The following is a 15,022-nucleotide window of genomic DNA, read 5'->3' as shown; positions in this document are numbered from 1 at the left end:
TATGCGCCGGTGGATCGAGATGAACACCATCTCACCTGTGTGCAGTGCGGTCATATCCAAGCGCTCCCGATTTGCCCGATCAGCAGTGGCAGCCTGGGGCTGGGTGCGGTTTTGCTGCAGGGTTTCAAGCCGCTGTTCCACACCTTTGAAATCCACGGACTCTGCAGCCGCTGCCAGCAACATGAAATCGCAGGGGATGAGTGATCAGGTGGTCGCCGTAGACGATGGGAGCCCACGAATTTCCTCTCTACCTCGCCCACTTCAACAACACCACTGACGCCAAGTAGTTGGGCATGTTGCTGATATCTGCGGTTGCCTGATGACTCTCATGGCCACCACTTTCAGGATCGATTTTCCCGAAAGACTTGCTAGCTAGGGCCTTAGGGGGCAGCAGAGCTGACTGCGCGGCCGAACTAGTCGATACTGGCTGGATGCAACTGGTTCCATGACCAGCTCGATCGCGCAACCAGCACTCGACCTTCAGGCGCTCCTTTCGCTTCTGCGCGGCCGCCAGAGCGAGTGGCGGCAGCGTTATCAGCTGCAACGCATCGGCCTGTTTGGCTCAACGGTTCGCAACCAAGCCACCGCTAAGAGTGATGTGGATGTCTGGGTGGAACTTGACCCGCTCACACCCTTCGCGACGGTGCACCTCAAAGAAGAGCTGGAGCAGCTGCTGCAGCGCCCTATTGACCTAGTGCGCTTGCGAGAGCGCATGAACCCGGCGCTACGAGCGGCGATCCTCAAAGAAGGCATCAGCGCGTGAGTGGTGATCTGCTTTTACTGCTGACGCCACTGCGACAGGCCAGGACCTACTCGATGTGATCTGCATGCAGTTCTTGGCAGTCGGGGAAGCTCTAAAGCGATTAGAGAAACTCCGCCCAGGACTTCTGGCGGCCAGCTTCCCTGAGATCGATTGGAAGGGCGCCATGGGATTCCGCGATGTCATTGCGCACCAGTACTTCGATTTGGATGCTGAGCAGCTGCTGCTGATCTACCAGGAAGCCTTGCCCGGTGTTTTGGACGCCATTCGCAGCTTGGAGGCACGTAGTCGGCAACCCTCTTGAGCCAACGACCTATTGGCCTCGCCAAGAGGGAGCGTCAGCCCTTCTTGAGGAGCTGCTTGTAGGTCCGGTCAGCGAGCTCTTGCACAGCGACGGGGAGAGCTTCCTAGGAGGACCAGAAGCGAGGACTGGCGCGATGCTTCACCGATCGCTGCAGCGCTCGGCAGCCAGATCGCCAAGGGCTTCCTCAGCCAGCCAGTCCAGCCGACCAGTTCCTAGGTCTTGCTCGATTTGCAGATCCCATTCACGGGCATCAAAGGCTTCGAACCAGGCGCGGAACTGGGCCCGTTGCTCGGGATCCAGCTGCTCGACGGCAGCTTCTATGTCTTGAACGCTGCCCATGTCCTGAGGCTAAGGCGGCTTGCCCGAAACAGGCCCCCCTCGGCAACAGGTAACAGCAGCGCCGCGATGGGCTGCCATCCCACTGACAGCCGAGACGGGTCATGGCCACAACCGCAACGCACAACAGCTCTAGGGTCAGCGACGAGAGCAGCGAGATGCTCGAGCAGCACTTTCATGACACTGCTGAACTGGAAAGCACCACCACTGGCGACTATCCGCCCGATGAACGCCAGGTCAGAATTGCTCTTGCTGATGCAGGCGAGACCAGCACCACCGAGAGCAAGGCGGGCAGCGGCCTGGGAGAAGCCCTTAAGGCTGAACGGCGACGCAGCAACAACCTTGAAAAAGAGCTGAGGGGGGTGCGTCAGCAGCTGACCCGCTTCTCTGAGATCAACCCTGAGGAATACTCCCGCCTGCAGGAGGCAGAACGGCAGAAGCAACTGCTGGAGCAGCAGGTGGAGCTGCGCGAACGGCAGATGGAAGAAGCCTCCGCCAAGAAGGTGGCAACCGTGGCTGCTGAGCGCGATGGTGCGCAAGCCCTTGTGCTGGCCTTGCGCAAGGAACGGCTGCTGGAGAGGGCTTTCTCAGAAGCAGAAGGCCGAACCGGCGGCGACGGGCGCGGCACCTTCTTTGATGTCTTTAAGGGTCAGCTAGGGGAGAGCTTTCGTCTCAGTGCCGGCAAGGACGGAAGTGATGTGCTCGAACCTCTCGACAGCCAGGGCCAGCCGTTGCTGGGTGATGACGGGCGGCCACTAAGCACCGCTGACTTCCTTGATCAGCTGCGTATCCACCCCGTCTACGGCTTCCTGTTTCAACAGCGTGGTGCCATTGGTACGGGTGCCATCGGCGCCGGCGGACTGGGCAACGCAACCGGGTTGGGAGCTGGTGCGGTAGCTGGCGGTGGGTTTGGCGAGGTGCTCAACCCCCAGGCGATGAGTGCCAGTGAGCTCTACCGCGCTGGCTTTGTCACCAACGGCCGCAGCCCACGTCGCTGAGCACAGCCGTTCAGCAAATGGTCAGCCGCTACAACCTGGTGTTCTGGAGCCGCCGCTCGACAGCCACCGTGGTGCCGGCTGCCACAGCTGCTCAGGCCCGCACTAGAGCCCATGCCCGCCATAAGGCGGGGTACGGCACCCTCCTCTCAGCCCGCCAGGCCAATGCCGCAGACAGTCGACTGATCCGCAAAGGGGTCTGGGTGCGTCGCCGCAAGGACGGCAGCAGCCCCCAGTTCGGCACTGCTGCTGCACGAACAGCGGCCAGACGCCAGCGCAGCCGTTACCGCAGCTGGTTGTGATGAAGCCCAGAAACCTCGAGCAGGCGCGAGTGGGTGGAGGGGAGCCGTTAGCAGGAGACCAGAAGCTGCCTGTTGTTATGGCTAGGTCGATCAGCATTGGAGCTGAGACTTGTGTTTTTCGCAAAGACCGCGGCATCCTTAGGGTCTAGGTATTGCCATGACCACAGCTCCAGCCGCCACGATCAACGAAACCCAGCTGCAGCAGATGGCGGCTGAAATCCGGGCTGAGATTCCTGGCGCTGAAGTGCGGTTGTTTGGCTCCCATGCCCGGGGCGATGCGCACGCGGATTCCGACATCGATCTGCTGATCACCGCCAGCGACAGCTGGTTGCTGCAGCACAACCGCTTTGACACCCTCGGCAAGCTCTGGCGCCGGCTCGCGCACCACCGAATCCCCATTGACCTCCTGCTCTATTCACAGAGCCAGGTAGCAGAACGGCGGAATTGGCTCAGCCACGTGATCGCGAGGGCCTACCGAGAAGGACGGCTGCTGTATGGCCAACCCTGAGGCCCAGGCCCTGCTGCGGATCGCTCGCCGCGATCTCAAGGCAGCAGAGGTTCTGCAGATCCCGTCCATCGATGAATCCAGCTGGGGCTTTCAGATTCAGCAGGCCGTGGAAAAGGCCCTGAAGGCCTGGTTGTTCAGCCTTGGCGAGGAGCCACCGCTGATCCATAACCTCACGGCCTTGCTGGAACGGGTCGCGGATGCGGGCGGGGATGTCGAGCGCTTTCTGGCTTTAGAAGCGTTCACCGTCTTTGCCGTCCAGTTCCGATACGACGCTGAACCAGAGCCGATGGAGCTGGACCGCAGGAACTGGCAACAGCGGGCTGTGGAGCTGGTCGATCACGTCGAGCTGATCGTCCGCAGAGGCTGCTGATCCACCAACCGGGCTCTGCCAGTGAGTGATGAAAGGGGCCGAGAGACCCCAAAGGGGGCCTCAGATAGCTCGCGTTCAAGGTGGCGGCCCCACCCTTGAAATGGCCGCTCCCCCAACAGCAGGCCAATGGTGCCGATAGCCGCCTAATCCGCCAGGGCAGCTGGGTAAGACGCCGCCGTAATGGCGCTAGCCCCCAGTTCGGCTCTGCTCGCTCTAAGGCCAGTGCACGCAGGCATCCCTTATCGGGGCTGGCTGTAACGACTGATCAAAGTGTTCCCCTCGATACAGCCAAGTGGTTTGCTGGCTGGGCATGGTGATGAGGTGGGTCGCACCGCTAGTTGCGGCCGGCAGAACTGAAAGAGAACGGATGCAGATTTCAACTAGCCAAGGGGCAGAGCGTTGCTACCGCCTGATTGATGGTGGCTGCGAGCCGCACCGTGAGCTCGACACGCAGTACAGCAGCCTTGATGACGCGATAGCTGATGCCATTGCCTGGGTAGAAGCAATCACTGAAAGCAACCACCCCGCTGCACTGATCGGCGTGGAGGTATCCACCACTAAGGGGGGCTGGCGCACCTGCCATATGCCGGGTCCTTTGCTTTGCCCGTTGCCGCGCTGACGGAACTGGCAGACCAAGAGGCTGCACAGAGCTGCTCAAATGGTCAGCAACAGAAAACCCCCGGGGTGAGCGGGGGATTCTCTGGAGCGGCCGGGCAAGGGAGTGCAGGCGCTCATGCCGGCACCTAACTCTCTGGCGCCTGCTTTCACTGTGCAAGAGATCACAGCTGGCGCTGCATGCGCGCAACAAATGCTCACTAGCAGCCGCTTAGCCGCTGCTCACTCCTCTTCTGCGCTTCCCAAAGGAATCAACTTGATCTGCTTACGGCCCAGCTTGATCTCGAACTCATCGCCTGGCTTGAGGTCGAGCATGGCGGTGTAGGCCTTGCCCACCAACAGATTGCCGTTGAACTGGATCTTGGTGGTGTAGCTCAGCTTGCGGCCGCCCTTGCCAGTGCTCCGGCCGGCGCTATCGGTACCAAGGTTCACTCCCTTGGCATTTAGCAGCGCCTCATAGAACGCAGTGAAGTTGAGGCGCTCACTGCCATCTTTTTTAGTGCTCAAGTAGCCGCATTCGCGCACCAACTCAGACTTGGAGACGTCGCCTAGCTCCTTGACTTAGGCGAGCAGTTCAGGACCGGTAAACATAAGTAAAAAGCAATATCCCCTCTAGGAAGATACCAGCCAGATCACCACTGTCCAGCCCTGATGTATTTGAGGTGTACTGAACGCTCCACTGGATCAATCGATTGCTCTTAGCCGCGCCTTCTCTGCTGGAACCATTGAGGGGTATTTATTGGCCCAGATTTGGACAGCTGGATTGGCTGCTACATAGGCATTCCAGCTGCAGCTATAGGTTTTGAGCGCACGGGCGCAGTCCAGGGATGCAATGCGTGCTTTCTCTGCTGACTCTGCCTTGATCTGGTCAATACGCCCCTGGAGATCCTTGTTGACCTCCCCGACGCTCAATCCCGTCATACCCATAATTTCCATCATGAACTGATTGGCTGGGACATTGTTCTTGAAGCCAACTGCCGTTGCATGAATATTGCCGGCTTCATCGACGTAGTTGATCGAGAAGGTGTAGTCGTGCTTTTTGGCAGCAAAGCCAATCAGGCCTGGCAGGCCAAAGAGCACGACACCGGCAACGCCCATGCCGACATCAGTCTTGCTTCCTGAGCCACCTTGGGACCAAGAGAGCACCTGATCTTTCTTGATGACTAGTCCAGGGGTACCGATTTGCCCATTAGCCAGGGTGACGGTGCATTCCGAACCACCGGTGCAGAGGGCCTGATACACCGCAGCCACACCTGGCGTTGCGGAGATTCCGATTGCTGCTGCTGCAGCAGTGCCCGCCGCAAGTCGATAGATGGAGGAGTGCATGGTCAGCAGCTAGTTGACACCCATCTAGACCCTCAGGTGCCGCAAAATGCTGATAACAGCTGATTCAATGCCAACACCGCATAGGTACAACGTTTTATATGCAGATGCTGCCTCTGGGTTGGCACTTTGCATCGCTGCTTATCGCAGAGATGCACAGGCCTCCCCATCGCCATTGCCATCTAGATAGCTGTGCCCCTGGCGCAGCAGCTCTTGAGCGCGGGCATAGGAGCTGATCTCGCTGCACCGGTAACGGCGGCCGCCTGGTGTTGTGCCATCAGGAATAACGGCTGAGCGGCGACCTCGCCGGAAGTCCCACGGCCGGGTGATGCCGCCCGGCACCTGCTATATCCCTAGGCGGGCGCGACTGGCACGCTCTTCTGCTTCTAGATAGGCCTTGGCATCACAGCCGCTCAGGTAATGGCGGTAGGCAAAGGCCTGACCGTCTTCCACCAGCGCCAGATTGATGTTCACGCCGCTGAACACCTCAGCGACGCTGCGGCCGTAGCGATCGGTGGTTTTGATGCTGAGGCTTACTTCCCTACCGATCGGTAGGCGCTGCTGCAAATGCATGCGGGCCTGCTGGCCGTATGGGCTTTGGGCCGTCTCGGGGGCATCGATGCAGGCCAACCGCACGGTGAGGGCCTTGCCCGCCTGGCGCACCCGGATCGTGTCGCCGTCGCCGATGGAGAGCAAGGTGGCCTTGACGCCCTGAGCGACTACCTCGCTTGGCCAGGCCAAGGCCGCCAACGCATCCACAACCATCAGAAACTTTCTAGCCATTGCCGGAGTTTGCACCGGCAGCTTTTTCATGCGGTTCCTGCATGAATTGGTTGCAGCTGGCTGATCTGCGCCAATCTGTATCTATGTCTCAAAAGACGCTGGGCCGCAATCAGCTGCTTCTTGCCTGCGCGATTGCAGCTTTGGCGGCAGGAAGTGCCCTAGCCCAGCAGCCGGTACGCCCTCTGCCCAAGGTTGGAGGCTGCCCGCTTGGCTACTACAGCTCTGGCGGCTACTGCGTGCCCAGCTCCGGGGGCAACACCCGCGGCGCCATTGAGAAAAGTGGTGCTGGCTGCCCGCTGGGTTTTTATTCCTCTGGCAACTACTGCCTCAGCAGCCCCAGTAACGAGCGGGAAGCGATTCAAAAGAGCGGCAATGGATGCCCGCTGGGCTGGTATTCATCTGGTGGGTACTGCGTCAAGAGCCGCTGATTGCCATGGGCTTCCGCTTTCGACGCTCCACCCGCCTGGGCCCGCTGCGCTTCAATTTCAGCAAGAGTGGATTGAGCTCCATTTCCCTTGGTGGGCGGGGCGCCTCGTTCAACATCCCGGTAAACCGCAGCGGCGGCACCCGGTCAACAGTGGGGCTGCCGGGCACCGGTCTGAGCTGGAGCGTGGAGCACACGCCGGATCGTGCAGCCGTGATCCCTGCAGGGGAAGCGGCGGGCCTGCCCAACAGCCGCCGGCTAAGGCCCGGTCAGCTCGATGCCTTTAAGCAGTCACTGCTAGCGGTGCTGCACAAGGAGCTTTTTGCGCCCGGCTCCACCGGGGAGCAGCTCTGGGACCTGGGCTTGGTGAGCCGCCTGCTTGCTGCTGGCTCCTTAGCTGCACGAACCGCTGGCCTGCTGGCTCTGATCGAAACGCCGGAAGCGATGGAGAGCTATGTGCTGCGAGCCCAGGGACAGGACGACGCCAAGCGGCGGGCCCAACGCTGCATCGAGGCGGTACAGGAAGCCTCTCGCCTGACAACGGCCAGTGGCTGGTTGAGCTGACGGCTCAGGCCAGGCGATCTTCTGAGAGCTGGCGGAAGGCATCGTTCAGCACCACCACCTCGGAGAACGACTGCTCGAGGTCAGAGAAGCGCTGGGGGTCAAACAGCTGATCGAAATCGAAGTTGAGGATTGGCCGGATCCCTTCCGGCACGCTGAGGAAGTCGTGGAGCTTGCGCAGCATCTCGCCGGCGTTGCGGTTGGCCTGCTGCAGCTTCTCTCGCTCCCCGTTAAAGACGTCCAAGCCCTGCTGTAGCTGGGGGATGGCTCCTTCCAGTAGCTCATTGCCCTTGGCCTTGGCCAGGGTGTCGATCAGCGAGGTGCGCAGCCCATCGATCTTGCCCAGGGCCTTGTTGGTCCACGACCGCTCTCGCAGGCACTCCATCGCCGCCTTGACGGCCTTGCACTCCACGGAGAGATCCGTGAGCTGGGCGATGCCACCGCCGCGCAGCCAGTTGGCTAAACCGCTGGCAGAGCGGAGTTGCAGCCTCGCGGCCGGTGGGCTGAGGCTGATACACACTTCCTCGGTGCCCAATGTCTTGCCGTTGGCGGTGAGCGTGCAGCAGATCACCTCAACCCGCAGGGCCTGCAGGTCGCCGGCCAACTTGAGCGAGTGGATCACGCCAAAGCTCTCCTTGACCTGACAGGGGGCCTGGTGGACGCGCCGATCCGCATCGTCCACCAAGGCCTGGAGTTGCCGGTGGTTCTGCAGCAGCAGGGCATAGACCACGGCAACGATGGCCAGGATCAAGAGCCCCGCGATCAGAAAGACCTGCCAGTAGGCGAGCACAAAGCCCAGGGCCGCCAGGCCCAGCAAGGTGCCGCAGCCGGTGGCGCATCCGTTGTTCTGCTGGGCCATCGACAAGCAACGTTGCGTTGGCGTTTCCGCCACTGCCCACAGCATCAGTCCGGCGCCTTGCCAGCGCCACTACTAGAGGAGCCAACTATGCGGAACTCGCATGAATAGCTGGTTTGGCGTTGCCCTACGACCCTCCCGTGGCTTTTGCTGGGGTCCCTTACCCAGCCGCCATGAATCCGCCAGAGGGTTTGGATGATCTCCCGGCGAGCTCTGACTCGGCCCTGGTGGCTGCTGCGCCGGAGTGCAAGGGAATCCGTGCCACCGGCGATTTTCCTCGCGATCTCAGTGGCCTTTCTCCGGAGCAGATCGCGCACACCTACAGCGCGATGCGCAACAGCCATGCCTCGCTGGCTCGCGCCCGCGGCCAGCTGCAGCGCCGCTCGCGCGAGCTGCGTGAGGCCCGTGATCGCTTCCTGGCCACCCTCCATGGTTACGAGGGGCGATTGGTAGCCATCGGTAAGGAAAAAGCCGAGGCGCTTTCCATGGCGCAGGAGCTGCATCGGGAGCTTGAGCTCTTTGAAGGCAAGCAAGAGGCCTTGGATCGTTTGCTTAGCGACCTTGATGAGGCCAAGGAGCAGGCAGGCTTCTGGAGCATCCTGCGCATCACCGAACTGATCGCCAAGATGCGCGCGCTGCTGCGCGGAGGAGCCTCCAGCAATGGCTGAACTGAGCGAGCGCTTTGCCGAGCTGATGGCCCGGCTGTCCAAAAGCGACGCCGAGCTGTTCCGCACTCTGGGCGAACAGAACGCCAGCGTGCGCCAGATGGTGGAGGAGCTGACTGGCCCTGCGGCCGCTGCGGCTGGCATGAACCAGCCACTCACGCCCGCGCTCGCACCCCAGGCCCTGCTTGCCCCAGAGGCGTGCTCTCTTGCGGCCCTGAAAGAGCGGTTCCGGCGGGTGGCCGATGCCCAGACCTGGGCAGAACAGCGCCTGGGCCCTGCCCCCAAGAAGCCCACCTGGGCTGAGCTGGAGCAGACCTTTCGCACCGGCTCCTGGCCTGGGAAGACTGGCAAGCGTGGTGCCAGTGGAGCGGGGCTCCAGGCCGCGCAACTCGAGCAGCGGCTACTGCAGCGGATGGACCTGATGGAGCAGCGCTGCTTGCAGCGGGTTGAGGGCCTTGAGCAGCTGATCCGGTCGCTACTGGTGCGTGGATGACGGTGGGAGTTTCTTTCCGAATGGAGCAGCTGGGCCGCTTTCTGCTGAGGGGCCTGCGCATCGGTGCCAGCACGATTTCGATCATCGAGCTGCTGCGCAATGACTGGACCGGCGGCATTAGTGCTGGCGTGGCCTGGCTGGTGTTTCTGCAGGTGGAGCGGCGTCTGCCGCCCCTCAGCCCAGAGACCGAGGACTGATTCGCAGCTCGGCATAGCCGGTGGCCGGATCCAGCTCCCGACTGAATCGCCACTCCGGCAGCAGGCCAAGCACCAGCTCGGCGGTGGTGCGTACAAGGGAACCGGTGCAGAGATGTCCGCCGATCACGGCGCCGCTGCTGTCAGCGATGGCGATGTGGAGGTGGGCGCCATCGGCCGAAAGGGTGCCGGAGAGACTGAGGATCTCCAGCTCGCCATGAATGGTTGTGGCCGCCGCCGCTCCCGCGAAGCGCAGCTGGACCACCGAGAGGCTGCCGATAGCGCTGATCACACAGCCGGCCTGCTCCTCCTGCTCGCCCATCCAGGTTTCCAGCGCCTGACGGAGATCGTCTTCAGGCTGCAGCCGCAACGGCACCACCTTCATGGGTTAGGCCCCTCCACTAGCCCCTGGAACATCACCAGGGCATCGACGTAGCCCGACTGCCTGTGGCGAAACGCTCCCGGCAGGGTGCCAACGACCTGAAAGCCGTTGCGCTGCCAGCAGCGGATGCCTGCGGTGTTGGTGCTCACCACCAGGTTGAACTGCATCGCCCGGAATCCAAGCCGCCGGGCCGCCTGCAGCGAGTGCTGGCAGAGACGACTGCCGATTCCATTGCCCCGGCAGCGCTCAGCCACCACGTAGCCGGCATTAGCTACATGGGCACCAAGGCAGAGGGAGTTGGGCCTGAGGTAATAGGTGCCCACCACGGCCCCGTCACCATCCACGGCGATCATCACCGCCTGGTTCTGCTCCACCCAGGCCAGCTGGGCTTCTGCCTCGCTGATGGCGGGGTCGTGGGGAAAGGTTTCACCGGCGCGGAACACCGGCTCCAGCAGCGCCCACACCGCTGGCCAGTCGGCCTGCTCGTAGGGGCGGATCTGCAGGGGGGATGCCACTTGGGGCCAAATTGAAGAAGGTGCCGCCGCATCCTGGCGTCAGCTGTTAAGCCCCCTTCCTGAACTCCCATTGCCGCCGGAGAAGACCGGTGTCGATCACCTGATTTGTAACGAGCAAACGACCACGCAGCTGCGGCCGACCCACTTGAGGCGGCAACACGGCTGAGCAGGCAAATGTCCGGGGCAAAAGCTCCGGGCTTTGTTGTGTTTCAAGTCTGCTCGGTGAGCACGTGCTGCATCACCTCCAGCAATCCATCGGCCAGAGGGCGATGGCTGCCCAGACGCCTGCTCCAGATAGAACCTGCCAGCAGGTCCTCTGCGCTCACCAGGGCCATGTCCTGGCCTTCCAGAAGCTGCAACTGCTCCAGCGGAACCGACAGCTCAGCTCGGAACACATGGGCCGTGCGGCGGTGGATGTGATGAACCATCACCAGCTCCACCACCGTGGGTTGCCAGCTGATCTCCTCCAGCAGCTCCCGCCGCAGCGCCTGCTCCGGGGTTTCGCCCGGATCGAGGTGCCCGCCAAACAGTCCCCAGCAGCCAGGCGCGACGATCGTGGGGATCTCGTCGCGCAGCTGCATTAGCCAGCGGCCATTCCGATGCAGCATCGCCAGGGCTACTTCAACGGCCATGGTGCGTCCTCAATCCGCAGCAGTCCGGCGCCGCTGCTTGGCGTAGATCGCTGCACCGCCGGCCGCTAACACCAGGCCACCGCTGATGGCCAGGAACACCAGCGTCTGCAGAAGCAACAGAAAGATTCCGATGGCCGACCCGGCCACGATCTGTACCCTCGCCTTGATCAGCAGGGTGAGCAGCAGCAGCACAGTGGCCTTGAGGCTCAGCACCTTGGCCGTGCTGAACGGCAAGAAGGGGTTTAGGAGCACAGGTTGATCACGAGTCTCCCCCTGCTGGCTGGCGGGACCGGAAGAGGTGGCGCCACTTAGTCCCGCAGCGGCTTCTGCGGGATCCACTGCGGCGGACACGCCTGCCAACCCTCCTGTCGCTTCTGGCCCCAGAGCTTGATCGCCTCATCTCGCATCAGCTCCCTGCGGTGCTTAAGCAGCGGTGGTTCACCGCTGGGCATCACCTCTCCAAAAGTCACCTCCAACACCTGACTCCAGCGGTCGTAGCGGCAGGGCTGGAAATGGAGCACTTGGCGGCCATCGCTAAGCCAGCCCTCCTGTGGAGACAGCGGTGGGCGGTTGCGATCGCCGATGCGCATGGCCTACTCAGGCCACTTCCGGCGCCCAGCCTCTCTGGCGCACCAGGTCATCTGTCCAGCACTGACAGCGGCTGGTCAGGTGCTCGCCATGGGCAATCAGACCCTGGTGCAGCTGACAGGTGAGCACCGGGATGCAGTTCACCCCGGCGTGATGCCGAAACCAGTGGCAGGTCATGCAGACCTTGCTGATCCGGGTCTTGAGCAGCACCGCCTCATCGAGGTAGGGCCACTCCTCGATCGGGAGATCAAGCCGGGCATTCAGTGCTGCGGGTCGGGGGAGAGGGGCACCCATGAATAGCTCCGAACTCGTACACGTGTACTAGCACGATTGACGGGCTTTGGTGCCGTCCCATTGCGCCCTCGATACGGTGCGCTCAGCGGATAAGGGCCGACGTTGCGCGAGCTCGTTTTGGCCATCGGCATCCCCTTGGTCCTGCTGCTGCTGGCGGTGCTGGCAATGGAGCAGTGGCGTGATCAGCTGCCGGCCTGGCTGCAGCGGTTGGCCGAGCGTCCGTCTTGGCTCTGGAACATCGGCATCGGGCTGATCATTGGCCTGTCGCTGCTGCGCTGGTTGTTGCAGCGCTGAGGCTGGATCTGGCTAGGTTCAAGGAATAACGAGGAACCGGCGGTGTCGTACAGGATCCGTTTACTGGAGACAGACGAGGGTTGGTCGGTGAGTTGCCTGGATCTGCCTGGCTGCCACTCCCAGGGCGAGACCCGGGAAGAAGCTCTTACCAGCATCCGTGAGGCCATTGGCCTTTGGCTTGAGGTGGAGGCAGAAGAAGCCGGTATCAAGCAGGTGGAGACGCTTGAGCTGGCGATCTGAATACCTCGCTTGCCCGGCATCAGCCAAAAGGATGCGGTTCGTGTGTTCCAGAAGTTGGGCTACCGCATTGTGCGGGAGTCCGGCCACTTGATTTTGAGCAATGGAGAACGCCGGCTGGTGATCCCGCGTCATGACCCGATCAACGCCATCACCATGGGGGCCATTGCCCGTGATGCCGGCTTAACTCCCCAGCAATTCCGCGACCTCCTCTGAAGGTAGGCAGACCTATCGCGACCAGGAGAGTGAACCGGCATCAAGCAACCGCTTGGTGTAGTTCTGTAGGGCGCACCTATCGGTGCGACACAAGAAACGCCTCAATCCATTCGTGATGGCGGCGCTGGCTGATCCGATCGGCCTTTGGTGATGAGGCCCTTCAGTGAACGGTGGCTGTGCCCAGGTTTGATTCAGTGCGGTGCTCCAGTCGCTCAGCGAGCCACACTTTGATGATCGACTGCCGTGTCACGCCAAGACGGGTGGCCTCACGATCGAGCTGCTCGACCATCCAGAGGGGGAAATCCACATTGACGCGCTTCTGCTGCAGGCGGGGCCGAGTAGCGGCGTCGAGATCGAGTGCGCCGAGCACGGCGTCACCAGCGTCGAAGCGACGATCGAATTCAGAACTGTTCATAGAGCTGGACCTCTTCCAGGCGGGAGCGACGGACAGAAATGAGGCGGATGGCCTGGCTGCGATGGGTGATCACAGCTGACCAGTGCTTGCCATGGATCTGAGCAATGACGAGAAACCGCGGCTCATCTGTGGTGCGGGCTGGGATTTCCAGCAGGTCGGGATCGTTCCACAGAGCCTGGGCATCGACGAAGTCGATGCCGTGCTTCGCCTGGTTGGCCTTGCTCTTGAGCGGGTCGAACTCAAAGTCCATAGAGTTCAAAATCTATACCTTTTTGGCGCAGAAGACGTGCGTCGCTTCTGCTGCTTCCAATTCAGGTGGCCAGCTGCTGGTGCTGCTCTGCTGAGCGCACCTATCGGTGCTGATTTGCAGAGCGCACCTATCGGTGCGACACCAGAAACGTCTCGATCCAGTCATGGTGCCGCCGCTGGCAGATCCGATCGGCGATAGAAGCAGCCTCCTCCGGCACCTGGAACCGCTTGCGGAAGGCCTTGGTGAACCCCTCCAGAGCAGGGCGTGGAAGGCCCCGAACGGTGGCGAGGATCTGCTGGATTGTGCCTGGATCGAGCGGGTCAAGGCTTGGATCAGGTTCCTGCTGTGCAGGTGATTGGGGCTGCTGCTGGGGAGCAGCTTCTACGGGCCTTGTTCTGGGGGAGCCGATTGGGGCCGCAGTGGCTGAACTGGTGACCTCCCTCTGCTGCTTGTCGTAGAGCGCCAGACCAAACGGATTGCCAAAGGTCATCAGCGCTCTTTTCATCGCATCGGTCTCGGCCTCCTTGATGGCGGACTCATGGGCCTGGCCCAGGTCGGCGTCGATGCCGTGGCCGGCACCGGTGCCCTCGCGGATCAGGGGTGTATGGCCTCCGGCTGTGACGGTGATGCGGACGCGGGCGGTGTAGGTGACGCCCCAGCCGGGTTTCTGATCTCTGCCGATGGTTCGTTCGGCCTGTGCAACGCAGCGAACGGCGATGGTTTGGCGCTGCCAGCCGTCAAAGCCAAAGATGCGGTTGGCTTCCGCGATTACCTGCCAACCCTCCAAATAGCTCACGCGGCTGCGGCCCTGCTCCCGCTGACGAACTTTGGCCCGATCAAGCGGAGCGGCCAGGGCGGCGAGCTGCTCGGGGGAGAAGCCAAGGGGTTGAGCCTGGAGGACTTGCGGCGCCGCGGCTGATGGCGGGTTTGCTGACGTCTCCATATCGGACCGGTCAGCAGAGCGGATCACCTCCAGAGCGGAGGGCGGCCGCTGGGCCGGAAGAGGAGCGGCGGGACGACTGCTGGTGCTGGACCCATTGGCGGAAGGGGCGGCGACGGTCATGGCGATGGGAAGCGATGGAGCGAGAAGAAGAAAGGAGCGAAATCGGATCAGGAAGAAAGGGCCCGCCACTGCAGCGGGCCATGTCGCGGGGGGCTCTGCCCCCCTCCAGTCAGTGGATGCGCCAGGAGCGGCGGGTGAGCAGCTGAGCGCCGGTGATTTGACGGCCGGCTTTGAGGGCTTCCTTGATGGCGTTCTTGTCGGGTTTGCTTGTGGTGGAGAAGGTGAGCCACTCGGCATCGAGGGCCTGCTCTTCGTCGATCACGACAGCTGAGGACTTGCGGCTGCTGAGCTCGTGATCGGGGAAGGAGAAGCGGGCAGCGGCTGGCTGGAGCTGGGTGAGGACAAAGATCAGCGATTCCTCCAACGCATCAGCCCGGCCGGCATCACTACGTGCCAGATCGGTGAGCCGCTTGGCCTGCTGCTGGCGGTAGGCGGCCTGACCGCGTAGATGCTCGATCACCCAGCAGGTGGCATCGGCCTTGGCGGCGAGGGCCTGCTTATTGCCCTCTTCTGCAAGTAGGGGTAGCGCCCCTCTGAGTGGTGTAACTCAGGAGGTCCTGTGACCCTCTCCGGAGGGTGAACAGTGGCAGGCAGGGGATGACTGCCTGGAAGCTGATTGCGCAGCTCCGTTTATCCATTATGAACCC

The 15,022-nt window shown here is 62.1% G+C and carries 29 protein-coding genes and 3 pseudogenes; 15 read left to right on the top strand and 17 right to left on the bottom strand.

The features are described 5' to 3' along the window. The coding region (locus tag KBY85_RS13640; protein WP_254962010.1) for a hypothetical protein at positions 1-183 on the bottom strand (183 nt) is incomplete at its 3' end. A 262-nt stretch (positions 184-445) separates the two neighbouring features. Here KBY85_RS13640 and KBY85_RS13635 point away from each other — a divergent pair. Both KBY85_RS13635 and KBY85_RS13630 read left to right on the top strand, forming a co-directional pair. Beyond that, positions 446-763, top strand: coding sequence for a nucleotidyltransferase family protein (locus KBY85_RS13635; RefSeq protein ID WP_254962009.1), 318 nt, complete (start codon positions 446-448; stop codon positions 761-763). 31 nt (positions 764-794) lie between these two features. Then, a pseudogene (locus KBY85_RS13630) lies at positions 795-1,064 on the top strand (DUF86 domain-containing protein); the annotation flags it as partial. 138 nt (positions 1,065-1,202) lie between these two features. On the opposite strand, the gene KBY85_RS13625 reads toward KBY85_RS13630, so the two are convergent. After that, on the bottom strand, positions 1,203-1,403 hold the full coding sequence (locus tag KBY85_RS13625) for a hypothetical protein (RefSeq protein WP_254962007.1): 201 nt from the start codon (positions 1,401-1,403) through the stop codon (positions 1,203-1,205). 101 nt (positions 1,404-1,504) lie between these two features. Between KBY85_RS13625 and KBY85_RS13620 the strand changes: the two genes are divergently transcribed. From KBY85_RS13620 to KBY85_RS13600, 5 genes are all read left to right on the top strand, one after another. Continuing rightward, positions 1,505-2,398: a hypothetical protein gene (locus tag KBY85_RS13620; RefSeq protein WP_254962006.1), complete on the top strand. Its 894-nt coding sequence runs from the start codon at positions 1,505-1,507 to the stop codon at positions 2,396-2,398. Positions 2,399-2,415: 17 nt separating this feature from the next. Continuing rightward, a complete protein-coding gene (locus KBY85_RS13615) occupies positions 2,416-2,697 on the top strand; it encodes a hypothetical protein (protein WP_254962005.1) in 282 nt (93 codons plus the stop codon). Between the two features lie 157 nt (positions 2,698-2,854). Continuing rightward, positions 2,855-3,205, top strand: coding sequence for a nucleotidyltransferase domain-containing protein (locus tag KBY85_RS13610; protein ID WP_254962003.1), 351 nt, complete (start codon positions 2,855-2,857; stop codon positions 3,203-3,205). After that, positions 3,192-3,575, top strand: coding sequence for a HEPN domain-containing protein (locus KBY85_RS13605; protein WP_254962002.1), 384 nt, complete (start codon positions 3,192-3,194; stop codon positions 3,573-3,575). Before KBY85_RS13610 ends, KBY85_RS13605 begins: the two co-directional genes overlap by 14 nt. Before the next feature lie 367 nt (positions 3,576-3,942). Next, positions 3,943-4,194 (top strand): hypothetical protein, encoded by a 252-nt coding sequence (locus tag KBY85_RS13600; RefSeq protein WP_254962001.1) that lies wholly within the window; start codon positions 3,943-3,945, stop codon positions 4,192-4,194. 218 nt (positions 4,195-4,412) lie between these two features. On the opposite strand, the pseudogene KBY85_RS13595 reads toward KBY85_RS13600, so the two are convergent. From KBY85_RS13595 to KBY85_RS13580, 4 genes and pseudogenes are all read right to left on the bottom strand, one after another. Next, positions 4,413-4,781, bottom strand: a pseudogene (locus KBY85_RS13595) (AbrB family transcriptional regulator). A gap of 93 nt (positions 4,782-4,874) precedes the next feature. Continuing rightward, positions 4,875-5,432, bottom strand: coding sequence for a hypothetical protein (locus KBY85_RS13590; RefSeq protein WP_254962000.1), 558 nt, complete (start codon positions 5,430-5,432; stop codon positions 4,875-4,877). 222 nt (positions 5,433-5,654) lie between these two features. Then, entirely contained in the window at positions 5,655-5,855 is a 201-nt protein-coding gene (locus KBY85_RS13585) for an excalibur calcium-binding domain-containing protein (RefSeq protein WP_254961999.1), read from the bottom strand. Positions 5,856-5,858: 3 nt separating this feature from the next. Further along, entirely contained in the window at positions 5,859-6,326 is a 468-nt protein-coding gene (locus tag KBY85_RS13580) for a thermonuclease family protein (protein ID WP_254961998.1), read from the bottom strand. Positions 6,327-6,337: 11 nt separating this feature from the next. On the opposite strand from KBY85_RS13580, the gene KBY85_RS13575 reads away from it, so the two are divergent. After that, positions 6,338-6,724: a hypothetical protein gene (locus KBY85_RS13575; protein ID WP_254961997.1), complete on the top strand. Its 387-nt coding sequence runs from the start codon at positions 6,338-6,340 to the stop codon at positions 6,722-6,724. After that, positions 6,673-7,284, top strand: a complete 612-nt coding sequence (locus KBY85_RS13570; protein ID WP_254961996.1) for a DUF4236 domain-containing protein — start codon at positions 6,673-6,675, stop codon at positions 7,282-7,284. Before KBY85_RS13575 ends, KBY85_RS13570 begins: the two co-directional genes overlap by 52 nt. 4 nt (positions 7,285-7,288) lie before the next feature. Here KBY85_RS13570 and KBY85_RS13565 read toward each other — a convergent pair whose 3' ends face one another. Beyond that, a complete protein-coding gene (locus KBY85_RS13565; RefSeq protein ID WP_254961995.1) occupies positions 7,289-8,140 on the bottom strand; it encodes a hypothetical protein in 852 nt (283 codons plus the stop codon). Positions 8,141-8,310: 170 nt separating this feature from the next. Between KBY85_RS13565 and KBY85_RS13560 the strand changes: the two genes are divergently transcribed. The 3 genes from KBY85_RS13560 to KBY85_RS13550 are packed head-to-tail and all read left to right on the top strand — an operon-like array spanning position 8,311 to position 9,492. After that, on the top strand, positions 8,311-8,805 hold the full coding sequence (locus tag KBY85_RS13560; RefSeq protein ID WP_254961994.1) for a hypothetical protein: 495 nt from the start codon (positions 8,311-8,313) through the stop codon (positions 8,803-8,805). Beyond that, positions 8,798-9,295, top strand: a complete 498-nt coding sequence (locus KBY85_RS13555; RefSeq protein WP_254961993.1) for a hypothetical protein — start codon at positions 8,798-8,800, stop codon at positions 9,293-9,295. Before KBY85_RS13560 ends, KBY85_RS13555 begins: the two co-directional genes overlap by 8 nt. 20 nt (positions 9,296-9,315) lie before the next feature. Then, the gene (locus tag KBY85_RS13550) at positions 9,316-9,492 is read left to right on the top strand and encodes a hypothetical protein (RefSeq protein WP_254961992.1); all 177 of its coding nucleotides are present in this window, start codon (positions 9,316-9,318) and stop codon (positions 9,490-9,492) included. On the opposite strand, the gene KBY85_RS13545 is transcribed toward KBY85_RS13550, so the two are convergent. From KBY85_RS13545 to KBY85_RS13520, 6 genes are all read right to left on the bottom strand, one after another. Beyond that, positions 9,470-9,874 (bottom strand): PPC domain-containing DNA-binding protein, encoded by a 405-nt coding sequence (locus KBY85_RS13545; protein WP_254961991.1) that lies wholly within the window; start codon positions 9,872-9,874, stop codon positions 9,470-9,472. The two genes, KBY85_RS13550 and KBY85_RS13545, sit on opposite strands and share 23 nt — an antisense overlap. Further along, on the bottom strand, positions 9,871-10,386 hold the full coding sequence (locus KBY85_RS13540; protein ID WP_254961990.1) for a GNAT family N-acetyltransferase: 516 nt from the start codon (positions 10,384-10,386) through the stop codon (positions 9,871-9,873). The genes KBY85_RS13545 and KBY85_RS13540 overlap by 4 nt, the downstream gene beginning before the upstream one ends. A 209-nt stretch (positions 10,387-10,595) precedes the next feature. Then, positions 10,596-11,018, bottom strand: a complete 423-nt coding sequence (locus KBY85_RS13535) for an NUDIX hydrolase (protein ID WP_254961989.1) — start codon at positions 11,016-11,018, stop codon at positions 10,596-10,598. 9 nt (positions 11,019-11,027) lie between these two features. Continuing rightward, on the bottom strand, positions 11,028-11,369 hold the full coding sequence (locus KBY85_RS13530) for a hypothetical protein (protein ID WP_254961988.1): 342 nt from the start codon (positions 11,367-11,369) through the stop codon (positions 11,028-11,030). Beyond that, entirely contained in the window at positions 11,327-11,608 is a 282-nt protein-coding gene (locus tag KBY85_RS13525) for a DUF1651 domain-containing protein (RefSeq protein ID WP_254961987.1), read from the bottom strand. Before KBY85_RS13525 ends, KBY85_RS13530 begins: the two co-directional genes overlap by 43 nt. Before the next feature lie 7 nt (positions 11,609-11,615). Further along, entirely contained in the window at positions 11,616-11,900 is a 285-nt protein-coding gene (locus KBY85_RS13520) for a galactose oxidase (protein ID WP_254961986.1), read from the bottom strand. Positions 11,901-12,002: 102 nt separating this feature from the next. Here KBY85_RS13520 and KBY85_RS13515 point away from each other — a divergent pair, with 102 nt between their 5' ends. Genes KBY85_RS13515 through KBY85_RS13505 form a run of 3 tightly spaced genes read left to right on the top strand, consistent with a single transcriptional unit; the run spans position 12,003 to position 12,647 of the window. Next, positions 12,003-12,194 (top strand): hypothetical protein, encoded by a 192-nt coding sequence (locus KBY85_RS13515; protein WP_254961985.1) that lies wholly within the window; start codon positions 12,003-12,005, stop codon positions 12,192-12,194. A gap of 42 nt (positions 12,195-12,236) precedes the next feature. Further along, the gene (locus KBY85_RS13510; RefSeq protein ID WP_254961984.1) at positions 12,237-12,434 is read left to right on the top strand and encodes a type II toxin-antitoxin system HicB family antitoxin; all 198 of its coding nucleotides are present in this window, start codon (positions 12,237-12,239) and stop codon (positions 12,432-12,434) included. A gap of 9 nt (positions 12,435-12,443) precedes the next feature. Continuing rightward, complete coding sequence (locus tag KBY85_RS13505; protein ID WP_254961983.1) at positions 12,444-12,647, top strand: type II toxin-antitoxin system HicA family toxin; 204 nt, start codon at positions 12,444-12,446, stop codon at positions 12,645-12,647. Between the two features lie 160 nt (positions 12,648-12,807). On the opposite strand, the gene brnA is transcribed toward KBY85_RS13505, so the two are convergent. The 4 genes and pseudogenes from brnA to KBY85_RS13485 form a co-directional block, all read right to left on the bottom strand. Continuing rightward, positions 12,808-13,062 (bottom strand): type II toxin-antitoxin system BrnA family antitoxin, encoded by a 255-nt coding sequence (gene brnA, locus KBY85_RS13500; RefSeq protein WP_254961982.1) that lies wholly within the window; start codon positions 13,060-13,062, stop codon positions 12,808-12,810. Further along, a complete protein-coding gene (locus KBY85_RS13495; RefSeq protein ID WP_254961981.1) occupies positions 13,049-13,312 on the bottom strand; it encodes a BrnT family toxin in 264 nt (87 codons plus the stop codon). Before KBY85_RS13495 ends, brnA begins: the two co-directional genes overlap by 14 nt. Before the next feature lie 127 nt (positions 13,313-13,439). Then, entirely contained in the window at positions 13,440-14,375 is a 936-nt protein-coding gene (locus tag KBY85_RS13490) for an RAD52 family DNA repair protein (RefSeq protein ID WP_254961980.1), read from the bottom strand. A 109-nt stretch (positions 14,376-14,484) separates the two neighbouring features. Then, positions 14,485-14,859 (bottom strand): annotated as a pseudogene (locus KBY85_RS13485) (siphovirus Gp157 family protein); the annotation flags it as partial. Between the last annotated feature and the right edge of the window lie 163 nt (positions 14,860-15,022).

The organism is Cyanobium sp. BA5m-10 (assembly GCF_024346255.1).
GTDB classification, from domain to species: Bacteria; Cyanobacteriota; Cyanobacteriia; order PCC-6307; family Cyanobiaceae; genus Cyanobium_A; species Cyanobium_A usitatum.
This window is presented reverse-complemented; position numbering and strand designations above follow the sequence as displayed.

Bases quoted from the DNA above. Each gene is read 5' to 3' on its own strand.
- KBY85_RS13490 (WP_254961980.1), bottom strand. From the start codon at position 14,375: ATGACCGTCGCCGCCCCTTCCGCCAATGGGTCCAGCACCAGCAGTCGT.
- KBY85_RS13575 (WP_254961997.1), top strand. From the start codon at position 6,338: ATGAATTGGTTGCAGCTGGCTGATCTGCGCCAATCTGTATCTATGTCT.
- KBY85_RS13495 (WP_254961981.1), bottom strand. From the start codon at position 13,312: ATGGACTTTGAGTTCGACCCGCTCAAGAGCAAGGCCAACCAGGCGAAG.
- KBY85_RS13635 (WP_254962009.1), top strand. From the start codon at position 446: ATGACCAGCTCGATCGCGCAACCAGCACTCGACCTTCAGGCGCTCCTT.
- KBY85_RS13555 (WP_254961993.1), top strand. From the start codon at position 8,798: ATGGCTGAACTGAGCGAGCGCTTTGCCGAGCTGATGGCCCGGCTGTCC.
- brnA (WP_254961982.1), bottom strand. From the start codon at position 13,062: ATGAACAGTTCTGAATTCGATCGTCGCTTCGACGCTGGTGACGCCGTG.
- KBY85_RS13550 (WP_254961992.1), top strand. From the start codon at position 9,316: ATGGAGCAGCTGGGCCGCTTTCTGCTGAGGGGCCTGCGCATCGGTGCC.
- KBY85_RS13520 (WP_254961986.1), bottom strand. From the start codon at position 11,900: ATGGGTGCCCCTCTCCCCCGACCCGCAGCACTGAATGCCCGGCTTGAT.
- KBY85_RS13610 (WP_254962003.1), top strand. From the start codon at position 2,855: ATGACCACAGCTCCAGCCGCCACGATCAACGAAACCCAGCTGCAGCAG.
- KBY85_RS13620 (WP_254962006.1), top strand. From the start codon at position 1,505: ATGGCCACAACCGCAACGCACAACAGCTCTAGGGTCAGCGACGAGAGC.
- KBY85_RS13570 (WP_254961996.1), top strand. From the start codon at position 6,673: ATGCCCGCTGGGCTGGTATTCATCTGGTGGGTACTGCGTCAAGAGCCG.
- KBY85_RS13545 (WP_254961991.1), bottom strand. From the start codon at position 9,874: ATGAAGGTGGTGCCGTTGCGGCTGCAGCCTGAAGACGATCTCCGTCAG.
- KBY85_RS13565 (WP_254961995.1), bottom strand. From the start codon at position 8,140: ATGGCCCAGCAGAACAACGGATGCGCCACCGGCTGCGGCACCTTGCTG.
- KBY85_RS13605 (WP_254962002.1), top strand. From the start codon at position 3,192: ATGGCCAACCCTGAGGCCCAGGCCCTGCTGCGGATCGCTCGCCGCGAT.
- KBY85_RS13615 (WP_254962005.1), top strand. From the start codon at position 2,416: ATGGTCAGCCGCTACAACCTGGTGTTCTGGAGCCGCCGCTCGACAGCC.
- KBY85_RS13525 (WP_254961987.1), bottom strand. From the start codon at position 11,608: ATGCGCATCGGCGATCGCAACCGCCCACCGCTGTCTCCACAGGAGGGC.
- KBY85_RS13580 (WP_254961998.1), bottom strand. From the start codon at position 6,326: ATGAAAAAGCTGCCGGTGCAAACTCCGGCAATGGCTAGAAAGTTTCTG.
- KBY85_RS13535 (WP_254961989.1), bottom strand. From the start codon at position 11,018: ATGGCCGTTGAAGTAGCCCTGGCGATGCTGCATCGGAATGGCCGCTGG.
- KBY85_RS13625 (WP_254962007.1), bottom strand. From the start codon at position 1,403: ATGGGCAGCGTTCAAGACATAGAAGCTGCCGTCGAGCAGCTGGATCCC.
- KBY85_RS13560 (WP_254961994.1), top strand. From the start codon at position 8,311: ATGAATCCGCCAGAGGGTTTGGATGATCTCCCGGCGAGCTCTGACTCG.
- KBY85_RS13600 (WP_254962001.1), top strand. From the start codon at position 3,943: ATGCAGATTTCAACTAGCCAAGGGGCAGAGCGTTGCTACCGCCTGATT.